General features: G+C 60.1%; 10 protein-coding genes. 7 read left to right on the top strand and 3 right to left on the bottom strand.

Annotated features, from left to right (window positions below):
* Window positions 1-42: 42 nt before the first annotated feature.
* The 3 genes from ACSBQV_RS18795 to ACSBQV_RS18785 all read left to right on the top strand — a co-directional run bounded on the left by ACSBQV_RS18795 (window position 43) and on the right by ACSBQV_RS18785 (window position 1,464).
* Window positions 43-381, top strand: a complete 339-nt coding sequence (locus ACSBQV_RS18795) for a hypothetical protein (protein ID WP_044030693.1) — start codon at window positions 43-45, stop codon at window positions 379-381.
* Window positions 382-487: 106 nt separating this feature from the next.
* Window positions 488-1,039 (top strand): spermidine N1-acetyltransferase, encoded by a 552-nt coding sequence (speG, locus tag ACSBQV_RS18790; RefSeq protein WP_033644040.1) that lies wholly within the window; start codon window positions 488-490, stop codon window positions 1,037-1,039.
* Window positions 1,040-1,242: 203 nt separating this feature from the next.
* Window positions 1,243-1,464, top strand: coding sequence for a hypothetical protein (locus ACSBQV_RS18785; RefSeq protein ID WP_033644041.1), 222 nt, complete (start codon window positions 1,243-1,245; stop codon window positions 1,462-1,464).
* 280 nt (window positions 1,465-1,744) lie between these two features.
* Here the strand turns inward: ACSBQV_RS18785 and pstB are convergent, their stop codons facing one another.
* From pstB to ACSBQV_RS18770, 3 genes are read right to left on the bottom strand one after another with little or no spacing between them, the layout of a single operon-like run.
* Window positions 1,745-2,557 (bottom strand): phosphate ABC transporter ATP-binding protein PstB, encoded by an 813-nt coding sequence (gene pstB / locus ACSBQV_RS18780; protein WP_004941613.1) that lies wholly within the window; start codon window positions 2,555-2,557, stop codon window positions 1,745-1,747.
* Window positions 2,558-2,585: 28 nt separating this feature from the next.
* Window positions 2,586-4,235 carry a phosphate ABC transporter permease PstA gene (gene pstA / locus ACSBQV_RS18775; protein WP_033644042.1) on the bottom strand — a complete coding sequence of 550 codons (1,650 nt, stop codon included), beginning with the start codon at window positions 4,233-4,235 and terminating at the stop codon, window positions 2,586-2,588.
* Window positions 4,232-6,403, bottom strand: a complete 2,172-nt coding sequence (locus ACSBQV_RS18770; protein ID WP_099789572.1) for an ABC transporter permease subunit — start codon at window positions 6,401-6,403, stop codon at window positions 4,232-4,234. The genes pstA and ACSBQV_RS18770 overlap by 4 nt, the downstream gene beginning before the upstream one ends.
* Before the next feature lie 396 nt (window positions 6,404-6,799).
* Here ACSBQV_RS18770 and ppk1 point away from each other — a divergent pair, with 396 nt between their 5' ends.
* From ppk1 to mgtE, 4 genes are all read left to right on the top strand, one after another.
* On the top strand, window positions 6,800-8,863 hold the full coding sequence (ppk1, locus tag ACSBQV_RS18765) for a polyphosphate kinase 1 (RefSeq protein ID WP_033644044.1): 2,064 nt from the start codon (window positions 6,800-6,802) through the stop codon (window positions 8,861-8,863).
* Between the two features lie 10 nt (window positions 8,864-8,873).
* Window positions 8,874-10,424: an exopolyphosphatase gene (ppx, locus tag ACSBQV_RS18760; protein ID WP_033632396.1), complete on the top strand. Its 1,551-nt coding sequence runs from the start codon at window positions 8,874-8,876 to the stop codon at window positions 10,422-10,424.
* 181 nt (window positions 10,425-10,605) lie between these two features.
* Window positions 10,606-10,788: a YfgG family protein gene (locus tag ACSBQV_RS18755; RefSeq protein WP_004941600.1), complete on the top strand. Its 183-nt coding sequence runs from the start codon at window positions 10,606-10,608 to the stop codon at window positions 10,786-10,788.
* 103 nt (window positions 10,789-10,891) lie between these two features.
* Entirely contained in the window at window positions 10,892-12,325 is a 1,434-nt protein-coding gene (gene mgtE, locus ACSBQV_RS18750) for a magnesium transporter (protein ID WP_004941597.1), read from the top strand.
* Window positions 12,326-12,447: the final 122 nt, after the last annotated feature.

Raw genomic sequence — 12,447 nt, 5'->3', positions numbered from 1 at the left:
GCACGGCCCGCTCCTTAAATAAAACGAATGGAGAGCCCCTCGATGGACGGATTTGTACTCATGGCGATCAAACGAATCGCGGTAGAAACGGCATTTTTCTGTGAAGGCCCCTATGACAGCGATAACGGATTTGAGCGTCTGATGGCCTGTAAAACCCGCAGCGACTTGAACAGTAGCGCGTTTGGCGATGTCTTCCTGCATTCGTTTCTTCGCGGCAAAAGCGTGGAAGAAATAAAAAGCGTTGTCCTAAATTCGGCAATTCAATTGATTGTTGCGATTAAAAAAGTATCGGCGGAAATCGCCGAACAAATTTTATTGCAGACTCCATTGCCACCAGAGGCCATAAGTGTCGCCAGGCCAGCTAATACCTGCACCGTCTGAAGTCTGAACCTTGCCTAAACGGCGCCCACACGGCGCCGTTTTTTTTCGCCTTCATCCATTCTGTGAAGTTATACTTTGCACAATTTCACGGCACAGAGGAGCCCACATGTCCAGCACTGCCAGCGTCAGGTTACGCCCATTGGAACGGGACGATCTGTCGTTCGTCCACCAGATGGACAACAACGCCAGCGTTATGCGCTATTGGTTTGAAGAACCCTACGAAGCCTTTGTCGAACTTTCCGATCTCTACGACAAACACATCCACGATCAGAGCGAGCGCCGCTTTATCATCGAGCACGAAGGCGCCAAGGTCGGCCTGGTGGAACTGGTGGAGATCGATCACATCCACCGCCGCGCAGAATTCCAGATCATCATCGATCCCGCCCACCAGGGCAAAGGCTACGCCAGCACCGCCGCCCGCCTGGCGATGGACTACGGCTTCTCGGTGCTGAATCTGTACAAGCTGTACCTGATCGTCGACAAGGAGAACCCGAAGGCGATCCACATCTACAGCAAGCTGGGCTTCAACGTGGAAGGCGAGCTGATCGACGAGTTCTTCGTCAACGGCGAATACCGCACCGTGCTGCGCATGTGCATCTTCCAGCCGCAATATCTGGCGAAGTTCAAAACGCCGGGCGATAAGCCGCTGGTGAAGTGACGGTCTGCGAGAAAAAAGAGAAAACCCGCGCTGGCGGGTTTTTTATTGGCGAATAACCGGCTAGTATTCGGTGATGCCATTTTTACCGGAAAATGAGCTGATAAAAAAGCCAAGAGCGTATTTAACCGGAATAGTGGATGAAACAGTAACGCACCGCAATAACAAGAACCTTTCCTCTGAATTTCTACGAAGGAGTAACGTAAATGGCTAAAGTTTCAAACCTGCTGCTTTTTATCGGCCTGGCGATGCTCGCCATCGCCGCCGGTCTAAATACCTATAGCGGCTACGCGCCTGCAGATCCCAACAGCACCCCGCTGTTTTCCCCGCTCTGGTGGACGCGCTGGTTCCCGCTCTATGCCTCGGGGGCTGCGTTGCTGTTGGTGGGGTTGGTATTGCGGGTTACGGCTAAAGGCCGCGCGCATTAAGGATTACCATTTCAGCACCGCCGAGCCCGCCACAGCCATTATCGACATGAGCAATTATATTGATCATCACCGACAACATAATTGTGGTTGATAATAAATTGCAGAGAATGGATTGAATTCCACATGATGAAAAATGAATAAAACAAACTCGCCGGCAATCAGACTTATGCCATGCATTAATTCATGCCGGCTTAATGCGCGGGTAAAATAAAACAGCAGACGCAGGCCGACTGCAACGGCCATTGCCGGCGACGGAGCGAAAACCTCCGTCGCTCTCCCCTCACCCATACCGCCCGGTAATATAATCCTCGGTGCGGCGCTGGCGCGGCGACGTGAAAATGGCGTCGGTGTCGTTGTATTCCACCAGCCGCCCCTGATGAATAAAGGCGGTGTAGTCGGAGACGCGCGCCGCTTGCTGCATGTTGTGCGTCACCAGCACCACACTGTAACGCTGCTTCAACGCCGAAATCAGCTCTTCGATGGTCAGCGTGGAGATCGGATCCAGCGCCGAAGTCGGCTCGTCGAGCAACAGTACTTCCGGCTCGATGGCGATGGCACGCGCGATCACCAGGCGCTGCTGCTGGCCGCTGGACAAGCGGAAGGCGTTTTCGCGCAGCCGGTCCTTCACCTCATGCCACAGCGCGGCGGCGCGCAGCGAACGCTCCACCGCTTCATCCAGCAAGCGCCGGTCGCGCACGCCCTGCAGCCGCAGGCCGTACACCACGTTTTCATAGATCGATTTCGGGAACGGGTTCGGCCGCTGGAACACCATGCCCACCCGCCGCCGCAGCGCCGCCACGTCGATCTGCGCGCCGGAGATCGCCGCGCCGTTCAGCTGCAGTTCGCCCTCGATGCGGCAGTTGTCCACCAGATCGTTCATGCGGTTGAAACAGCGCAGCAGCGTCGATTTGCCACAGCCCGAAGGGCCGATCAGGGCCGTCACCCGGTGTTTCGGGATACGCAGCGAGATATCGTGCAGCACCTGTTTGTCACCATAAAACAGGTTCAGGCCGTTGACCGCCAGCGCGGTCTGTTCATCGTCGAGATGCTGGACATCCAGCCGGGGCAAACTGCCTGGCGTCATCAAACCCATTACGCACTCCCCAAAAATAGCGTCATTGTTACTGCGACCATGCTCGGTACCGCTCCCTCAGCGAATGGCGGATGCCCATCGCCGCCAGATTCAAACTCACCACGATCGTCACCAGCAAGAAGGCGGTGGCGAACACCAACGGCCGCGCCGCCTCCACGCTCGGGCTCTGGAATGCCATATCGTAGATCTGGAAGCTCAAATGCATGAACTTCCGCTCCAGGTGCAGATACGGGAAAATCTCGTCCACCGGCAGCACCGGCACCGATTTCACGACCCCCACCAGCATCAGCGGCGCGGTCTCCCCGGCGGCGCGCGCCACCGCCAGGATCAGGCCGGTCATCATCGCCGGCGCCGCCATCGGCAGCACGATGCGCCACAGCGTCTCGGCCCGGCTGGCCCCCAGCGCCATCGAGCCCTGCCGCAGCGAGGTGGGTATGCGCGACAGCCCTTCCTCGGTGGCGACGATCACCACCGGCAGCGTCAGCAGCGCCAGCGTCAGCGCCGCCCACAGCACGCCGGGCGTGCCGAAGGTCGGGTTGGGCAGGGATTCAGGATAGAACAGCTGATCGAGCGTGCCGCCTATCATATAGACGAAGAAGCCGAGGCCGAATACGCCATAGACGATCGAGGGCACGCCGGCCAGATTGACCACCGCGATGCGGATCACCCGCGTCAGCAGATTGTTGCCGGCATATTCGTGCAAATACACCGCCGCGATCACGCCAAACGGCATCACCACGATCGACATCAGGATCACCATCAACACCGTGCCGAAAATTGCCGGGAACACCCCGCCCTCGGTATTCGCCTCGCGCGGGCTGTCGATGAGAAACTTCTTCACCTGCTCGCCCCAGTGCGCCAGCTTCTCGGAGGTGCTCATGGCGTTCGGGTACCAGGCATCGCGCACCTGGCTGAGCGGAATGGTCAACGTCTGCCCGTGCATGTCGCGCAGCAGCAACGCGTCGCGCTGGCGATCGCGGTTCAGCCCCGCCAGACGTTCGGACAACAGCTGATACTGCCGCTGCAGCTCCAGCCGTTCGGCCTTGATGGCGTCCTGCGCGCGGGCGTCCAGCTTATCGTCGCGCTGCAGGCGCTTTTCCCGCAGCCGCAGCGCGTCAAACTGCTGATTGATGCGCGCCATGTCGCGGAATTGAATGTCGTGCGCCTGGCGCGAGAGCGCGGCGATTTGCGGCAGGCGCTGCTGCAACGCCTGCCCCAGATTGCGGCCGGTCAGCGGTTGCCCGTCTTCCAGCAGCCCCGCCAGATAGCCGTAAGCGGTGCCGTGGCTGTCGCGTTCCAGCACCAGCAGGCTGCGCGGCGTGCTTTGGCTGCGGATATCGCTGGCCAGCAAGGTGCGGAAATCCTGCCCCTCGCGCTCGCGGTTGCCGACCTTAATCAGATAACGTTCGACGTTCTGCGCCTCGCCCGGCGGCGTGACGCCCGCTTCGGCCAGCTGGCGCCGGGAAATGCTTTGTTGCTGGTACAACTCGCCGATCACCGTCACCGGCCCGGCGCCGTTCTGATTCAGTTCGAACTGATAAACCGGGCTCGGCCAGAAATAGCGCATCCCCTGCCCGGCCAGCAGCAACAGAATGCCGATCAGCGCCAGCAGGCTGACGGCGACCGAACCGGCGGTCAGCCACACCCACGGCGACCCGCTCTTCACCCAGTTTTTCATGGCGCCTCCTGGTTCGGCGTGTAGCGCTTGCGCAGCCGCAGGCGCACCGCCTCCGCCAGCGTGTTGAACACGAAGGTGAAGACAAACAGCACCAGCGCAGTCAGGAACAGCACGCGGTAATGGCTGCTGCCGGAAACCGCCTCCGGCATTTCGATGGCGATATTGGCCGCCAGCGCTCGCAGCCCCTGGAACAGGCTGCCGTCAATAATCGGCGTGTTGCCGGTGGCCATCAGCACGATCATGGTTTCTCCCACCGCGCGGCCAAAGCCGATCATCAGCGCGGAGAAAATGCCGGCGCTGGCGGAAGGCAGCACCACCTTGATCACCGTCTGCCATTGGGTGGCGCCCAGCGCCAAAGAACCCTGGCTCAGGGTGGCCGGCACGCTGAACAGCGCGTCCTCCGCCAGCGAGAAGATGATCGGCACCAGCGCGAAGCCCATCGCCACGCCCACCACCAGCGCATTACGCTGGTCATAATTATCCCCCAGCCAGAAATGCAGCGGCTCACCGAACAGCGCCACCTCCAGCCACGGCCCCAGGCTGAACGCCAGCCACACCGTTAACGCCAGCAGCGGCAACAGCAACAGCAGATCGACGCCCGGCCGGCAGCGCGGCATAAAGCGATGGGTCAACGCGCCGCACAGCAGCACCGCCGCCGCCAGCAGCAGCGGCAACGCCAGCACCGCCAACAGATACTGCTCGATGATCGGCGCCAGCCAGATGCCGGCCACCAGCCCGATCACCACCGTCGGCAACGCGCCCATCACTTCGATAGCCGGTTTGATCACTCGCCGTAGCCCCGGCGTCATAAAGTAAGCGGTATAGATGGCGCCGGCCAAGGCCAGCGGGATGGCGAACAGCATCGCGTAAGCCGCCGCCTTGAAGGTGCCGAAGATCACCGGCATCAGGCTGAATTTAGGTTGGTAGCTGTCTTCGCCGGAGGTGGACTGCCAGACATAGGCCGGCTGCGGGTAGTTCTCGTACCACACCTTGCCCCACAGCGAACGCCAGGTGACGTCCGGATACGGGTTGTCGAGCGCATAGCGCTGCCAGCCCTGCGCGCTCTCCAGCAGCAGGCCATCGCCGCGCGGCGCGAACGCCATTTGCCGCACCTCGGCGCCCAAACGGGTATTCAGCAGCGGCTGGGATTGGATCGTGGAGAATAACGAGAAGCCGCCATCGGGCCGCAGGGTGGCGAACACCCGGCGATAAGGTTCAGCCACCGTCAGCTCCTGCCCGTCGGCGCCGTGGTCGAAATGCTGCACCGGCGTCAGTCGCCAGCGCTGCTCTTTTTCCACCTCGAACCACTCGCGCAGGTTGCCGTCGGCGCCCTTGATCAGCAGCGCGCTGCCGCCGGGCAGCGCCGTCATCTGGTACGGGGCGTGTTCGCCCAAGGTGCGCGTTTCACGCAGTTGAAGCTGCGCGCCGTCGATCTGGTAACGCGCCAGCCGGTTGCCCGCCAGCAGGTAAAGCTGGCGGCCATCCGGCGTCAACACCAACTGCTCTGCATCGTGTTCCAGCGGACGTTCGCTGAACTGCGGCGGCCGATCCGGGCTGAAACGGCCGAACACCAGCCGCCGATCGTCGGTCACCCCGGCCAGCAGATACTGCCCGCGATGCGCGTCCGCCAGCGACAACAGCTTCAGCGGCTTGCGCTGCGGATCCAGCGCCAGCGGCGGTTGCCCGAGCGGGAACAGCCACTGCGGCCGGCCGTTTTCCGCCGTGGCGAAATCCGCGCGAGCCACCACCAACCGGCCGTCGGCCTGCGCCAGTGCAAACAGATCGCGCTCTCCGGCGGCCTGCGCGAGCAGCGCCGGTTTGGCCAGCAGCGTTTGCTGCGCCAGCGGTGTCTGGGCCTGGCCGCTCGGCGCCGGCGACAGACGATAAAATTGCCCCGAGCCCTGCGCATCGATGCGATAACCGACGCGCTGCTGCACGTCCATGCCCAGCGCCAGCGCCGGGGAAGACGCCGCAATCGGCAGCGGCTGAGCCTGCCCAACCGAGGCCGGTTTGAACAGCGGCAGCACCGCAAACAGCAGATAAACGAAGATCAGCATCAACGTCATCAGCACCATCAGCCCGCAGGCGGTCACTGCCGCCTGCACGCCGCGGTCGATGCGCCCGCGCAGGCGATCTCGGGGATGTTGATTTGCCGTCGTCTGTGTCATGTGTCTCGCTGTCGCTGATGTAATCGGGCTTACGCCGTAAGATAACCGGGCATCTTATGTCAGTTTTATGACGTTTGCATGACAAAGTTACCCGACTCAATCCAGGTTTTTTACACTGCCAACAGACAATATGGATTTGATATATTGCTGAAAAATGACCATAAACACGCTTTATAACGCCAAGAATAAGCCTGCTAACCGTCATTTCATGCTGATCGTTTCACTGCCGGGCATCCCGCCGCGGGGAAAATTTATTGCCGGCGAAAAACGCCGCGCGCCAACGCAATGGATATGTTGGACTTTCCTGTCAATCTCTCGCAATAATGATGAAGGACACTAGAGCGGCATCCGGGCGCTGCGTCCCGGATCCTATTCTAAAATTGAACTGGAGTGGCAATGGGTCAGGAAAAGCTCTACATCGAAAAAGAACTAAGCTGGTTATCCTTTAATGAGCGCGTGTTGCAGGAAGCCGCAGATAAGAGCAATCCCCTGATTGAACGAATGCGTTTTCTGGGCATTTACTCCAACAACCTCGACGAGTTCTATAAAGTCCGCTTCGCCGATCTCAAACGCCGCATCCTGATCAGCGAAGAGCAGGGCTCCGCCGGCGCCTCGCGCCACCTGCTGAAAAAGATCCAGGCCAAGGTGCTGAAAACCGATCAGGAATTCGACGGCCTGTACAACGATCTGCTGCTGGAAATGGCGCGCAACCAGATCTTCCTGATCAACGAACGCCAGGTGTCCGAAAACCAGCAAATCTGGCTGCGCCAGTATTTCAAACAGCATCTGCGCCAGCACATCACGCCGATCCTGATCAACCACGACACCAATCTGGTGCAGTTCCTGAAAGACGATTACACCTATCTGGCGGTGGAAATTATCCGCGGCGCGCGCACCGACTATGCGCTGCTGGAAATCCCGTCGGACAAAGTGCCGCGCTTCGTCAATCTGCCGCCGGAAGCGCCGCGCCGCCGCAAGCCGATGATCCTGCTGGACAACATTCTGCGTTACTGCCTGGATGAGATTTTCAAAGGCTTCTTCGACTACGACGCGCTCAACGCCTATTCGATGAAGATGACCCGCGACGCCGAGTACGATCTGGTGACCGAAATGGAATCCAGCCTGCTGGAACTGATGTCCTCCAGCCTGAAACAGCGCCTCACCGCCGAACCGGTGCGCTTCGTTTATCAGCGCGACATGCCGAACGAGATGGTGGAACTGCTGCGCGGCAAGCTGGGCATCTCCAACTACGATTCGGTGATCGCCGGCGGCCGCTATCACAACTTTAAAGACTTCATCAGCTTCCCGAACGTCGGCAAGGCCAATCTGGTCAACAAGCCGCTGCCGCGCCTGCGCCACATCTGGTTCGACGGTTTCCGCAACGGCTTCGACGCCATTCGTGAAAAAGACGTGCTGCTCTACTACCCGTACCACACCTTTGAGCACGTGCTGGAGCTGCTGCGCCAGGCGTCGTTCGATCCGAGCGTGCTGGCGATCAAAATCAACATCTACCGCGTGGCGAAAGACTCGCGCATCATCGAATCGATGATCCACGCCGCGCACAACGGCAAGAAAGTCACGGTGGTGGTCGAGCTGCAGGCGCGCTTCGACGAAGAGGCCAACATTCACTGGGCGAAGCGCCTGACCGAAGCCGGCGTACACGTAATCTTCTCGGCGCCGGGGCTGAAAATCCACGCCAAACTGTTCCTGATTTCGCGCCGTGAAGGCGATGAAATTGTGCGCTATGCTCATATCGGCACCGGCAACTTTAACGAAAAAACCGCGCGCATCTATACCGACTATTCGCTGCTGACCGCCGACTCGCGCATCACCAACGAAGTGCGCCGGGTGTTCAACTTTATCGAGAACCCCTACCGGCCGGTCACCTTCGACAACCTGATGGTGTCGCCGCAGAACTCGCGCCTGAAGCTGTATGAGCTGATCGACAACGAAATCGCCAACGCCCAGGCCGGGGAACAGGCCGGCATTATGTTGAAAATAAATAATCTGGTGGATAAAGGGCTGGTAGATCGGTTATATACCGCGTCCGGCGCCGGCGTGAAGATCCGCCTGCTGGTGCGGGGCATGTGTTCCCTGATTCCCAACCTGCCGGGGATCAGCGACAATATTCAGGTGATCAGCATCGTCGATCGCTTTTTGGAACACGATCGGGTTTACGTTTTCGACAACAAAGGTGACAAACGGGTGTATCTGTCCTCCGCCGACTGGATGACCCGCAACATAGATTACCGTATCGAAGTGGCGGTATCGCTGCTGGATCCGGCGCTGAAACAGCGCGTTCTGGACATTCTGGAGATCCTGTTCAGCGATACGGTCAAGGCCCGTTATGTGGATAAAGAACTGAGCAACCAGTACGTGCCGCGCGGCAACCGCCGCAAAGTGCGCGCCCAGGTGGCTATTTACGAGTATTTAAAAGCTCTGGAACAACCAGGACAGTAGGCCAGCAACTATGCCGCTAAAAAACACTGCAACGAACAAACCGCAGGAAATCGCCGCCATCGACCTCGGGTCGAACAGTTTCCACATGGTGATCGCCCGCGTCGTCAACGGCGCCTTACAGGTATTGGGCCGTTTAAAACAGCGGGTGCACCTCGCCGACGGATTGGACAGCAACAACGTACTCAGTGAAGAGGCGATAGAACGCGGCCTGGCCTGCCTGGCGCTGTTTGCCGAACGGCTGCAGGGCTTCCCGGCGGATAACGTCACCATCGTCGGGACCCACACCCTGCGCCAGGCGGTGAACGCCGAAGTGTTCCTCAAGCGCGCCGCCAAAGTGATCCCCTACCCGATCGAAATCATCGCCGGCCAGGAAGAAGCGCGCCTGATCTTCATGGGCGTGGAGCACACTCAACCGGAGAAAGGCCGCAAGCTGGTGATCGACATCGGCGGCGGCTCGACCGAGCTGGTGATCGGCGAAGACTTCGAGCCGCTGCTGGCGGAAAGCCGCCGCATGGGCTGCGTCAGCTTCGCCCAGCTGTTCTTCCCCGGCGGCGAGATCAGCAAAAACAACTTCCGCCGCGCGCGGCTGGCGGCGGCGCAGAAGCTGGAAACGCTGGCCTGGCAGTACCGCATTCAGGGCTGGCAGTACGCGCTGGGCGCCTCAGGCACCATCAAGGCCGCCCACGAAGTGCTGGTGGCGATGGGCGAAAAAGACGGTCTGATCACCCTCGAACGCCTGGAAATGCTCGCCGAACAGGTGCTGCAGTTCAAAAGCTTCAGCTCACTGAGCCTGCCGGGGCTGTCGGAAGACCGCCAATCGGTGTTCGTGCCGGGGCTGGCTATTCTGTGCGGCGTGTTCGATGCACTCGCGATCCGCGATCTGCGCCTGTCTGACGGCGCGCTGCGCGAAGGCGTGCTGTATGAAATGGAAGGCCGCTTCCGCCACCAGGACATCCGCAGCCGCACCGCCAAAAGCCTGGCCGATCACTACAACATCGACCGCGAACAGGCCAAGCGGGTGCTGGAAACCACCGAACTGCTCTATTCGCAGTGGATGGCGCAAAACACCAAGCTGGTGCATCCGCAATTGGAAGCCCTGCTGAAATGGGCCGCCATGCTGCACGAAGTGGGGCTGAGCATCAACCACAGCGGCATGCATCGCCATTCGGCCTACATTCTGCAAAACTCCAATCTGCCTGGCTTTAACCAGGAACAGCAGCTGCTGTTGGCGGCGTTGGTGCGTTTCCACCGCAAGGCGATCAAGCTGGAAGAGCTGCCGCGCCTCAACCTGTTCAAAAAGAAACACTACCTGCCGCTGATCCAGCTGCTGCGTCTGAGCACCCTGCTCAACAACCAGCGCCAGTCGACCACCACGCCGGAAACGCTGCGCCTGACCACCGACGACAACCACTGGACGCTGCGCTTCCCGGCCGGCTACCTGGCGCAAAACAACCTGGTGCAGCTGGACTTCGAGCGCGAGCAGGCCTACTGGAACGACGTCGTCGGCTGGAAGCTGCTGATCGACGAAGAAGGCTCGCAAGACGAACAGCGCTCCGCCTGATCCTCCGCCCCCCTGCCAGCCAGGGGGTTTTTCTTTCCGCCCCGTTCCGCCAACCTAAACGAAACCCTAATACGGCGCGCCGCTCGCCGGAAAAAAATGGACAACTTTTGTCATCAGCGCCTAAAATCCGGTTACAAATTCTCGAGCGAATAACACAGGACACCGGCATACCGGGTGATATATGCGCAAGAAAACCACCGGACAGATGACGAAGATAGTGTTGTTTATCAGCTTTATCATTTTAGTCGGCCGACTGCTGTACGCCGCCGTGGTGGCGGTGCCTCATCATCAGGAAAAAAAGCAGGCCGCTGCGCAAAACGCCGCCGAAGTCAGCGCGCCGCAACAGGACGCCTCCTCTGAATAACCGCCGCGCCCCGTCCGTTTCATAAAAATGACTCCGGCACTCGCTATGCTCTATCTTTTAATGAGCCTGCGTCAGGAACGCCGAGCGCCCGTTAAGGAACACCATGTCAGCCGCAACCCATAACGTCAAAAAAGTCGCTGAACACCGCCAGCGCATTCTCACTCTGTTGTTGAACAATAAGGAATTGGTCGACGGCATTCTCGGCCGGCCAGGGGATGAACACGCCCTCAGCCAAAGCGAACTGCTGAACCAAACGGCGGAAATTACCGGCCTGCTTGACGACATGCACGCCGCCGACCTGGCGGACCTGCTGGAAGCGCTGCCGCAGGACGAGCGCATGGCGCTGTGGCGGCTGGTGGGCAACAGCAAGCGCGGCCAGACGCTGGTGGAAGTCGCCGAACCGGTCTGGGACAGCCTGATCGAAGAAATGAGCGATAAAGACCTGCTCAAAGCGATCAAAACGCTGGACGTGGACGAACAGGCCTATCTGGCGCAATACCTGCCGCGTAACCTGATGGGTCGGTTGCTGACCTCGCTGGAGCCGGAGCAGCGCGCTCAGGTGCGCGAGATGAGCCAGTACGCCAAAGACAGCGTCGGCTGGATGATGGATTTCGAACTGGTGACAGTGCGGCCGGACGTCACGCTCGGCGCGGTGCACCGTTTTTTGCGCATGCGCAAAACCATTCCCGACGCGACCGATAAACTGTTCGTCACCGATCGCAAAAATACCCTGCTGGGCGAACTGCCGCTCACCGCGGTGCTGCTGAACGACCCGGAAATCCCGGTACGCGAAGTGATGGACAGCGACCCCGCCACCTTTCAGCCTGAGGACAAGGCCGATGAAGCGGCGGGCGCGTTCGAACGTTATGACCTGATCAGCGCCCCGGTGGTTGACGCCAAAGGCAAACTGATGGGCCGCCTGACCATCGAAGAGATCGTCGACGCCGTCAACGAAGAGAGCGACACCAACCTGCGCCGCATGGGCGGTTTAAGCCCGGAAGAAGACGTGTTCGCCCCGGTCAGCAAAGCGGTCAAAACCCGCTGGGCCTGGCTGGCGATCAACCTCTGCACCGCATTCATCGCCTCGCGGGTGATCGGCCTGTTCGAGCACACCATTTCCCAGCTGGTAGCGCTGGCGGCGCTGATGCCGATCGTCGCCGGCATCGGCGGCAACACCGGCAACCAGACCATCACCATGATCGTGCGCGCGCTGGCGCTGCACCAGATTGAAGTCGGCAACATCTCGCGCCTGATGCTCAGAGAGCTGGGCGTCGCCATCATCAACGGCGTGGTGTGGGGCGGCATCATGGGCGTGATCACCTGGCTGCTGTACGGCGACGCGGCGATGGGCGGCGTGATGACGTTGGCGATGCTGCTCAACCTGCTGCTGGCGGCGCTGATGGGCGTGGTGATCCCGATGACCATGCTCAAACTGGGCCGCGACCCGGCGGTCGGCTCGAGCGTGCTCATCACCGCGCTGACCGATACCGGCGGCTTCTTCATCTTCCTCGGCCTCGCCACCCTGTTCCTGCTGTAAGACGCTCAAAGCCGGCCCCGCGCCGGCTTTTTCGTCATTCTGTCGCCGGGTTTGCGCTAACGCAGTAAAGTCGGCCCTCCCGGTAGGTTTTCCTCCCGCGCTGTACTACCCTTTTTCAATAA

The organism is Serratia sp. B501, from assembly GCF_051172315.1.
Taxonomy (GTDB): domain Bacteria; phylum Pseudomonadota; class Gammaproteobacteria; order Enterobacterales; family Enterobacteriaceae; genus Serratia; species Serratia ureilytica.
Note: the sequence above shows the minus strand (reverse complement) of the source record. Positions and strands in the feature narration are given on the sequence as shown.

Bases quoted from the DNA above. Each gene is read 5' to 3' on its own strand.
- pstB (WP_004941613.1), bottom strand. From the start codon at position 2,557: ATGGGTTTGATGACGCCAGGCAGTTTGCCCCGGCTGGATGTCCAGCAT.
- ppx (WP_033632396.1), top strand. From the start codon at position 8,874: ATGCCGCTAAAAAACACTGCAACGAACAAACCGCAGGAAATCGCCGCC.
- ACSBQV_RS18755 (WP_004941600.1), top strand. From the start codon at position 10,606: ATGCGCAAGAAAACCACCGGACAGATGACGAAGATAGTGTTGTTTATC.
- pstA (WP_033644042.1), bottom strand. From the start codon at position 4,235: ATGAAAAACTGGGTGAAGAGCGGGTCGCCGTGGGTGTGGCTGACCGCC.
- ppk1 (WP_033644044.1), top strand. From the start codon at position 6,800: ATGGGTCAGGAAAAGCTCTACATCGAAAAAGAACTAAGCTGGTTATCC.
- mgtE (WP_004941597.1), top strand. From the start codon at position 10,892: ATGTCAGCCGCAACCCATAACGTCAAAAAAGTCGCTGAACACCGCCAG.
- ACSBQV_RS18785 (WP_033644041.1), top strand. From the start codon at position 1,243: ATGGCTAAAGTTTCAAACCTGCTGCTTTTTATCGGCCTGGCGATGCTC.
- speG (WP_033644040.1), top strand. From the start codon at position 488: ATGTCCAGCACTGCCAGCGTCAGGTTACGCCCATTGGAACGGGACGAT.
- ACSBQV_RS18770 (WP_099789572.1), bottom strand. From the start codon at position 6,403: ATGACACAGACGACGGCAAATCAACATCCCCGAGATCGCCTGCGCGGG.
- ACSBQV_RS18795 (WP_044030693.1), top strand. From the start codon at position 43: ATGGACGGATTTGTACTCATGGCGATCAAACGAATCGCGGTAGAAACG.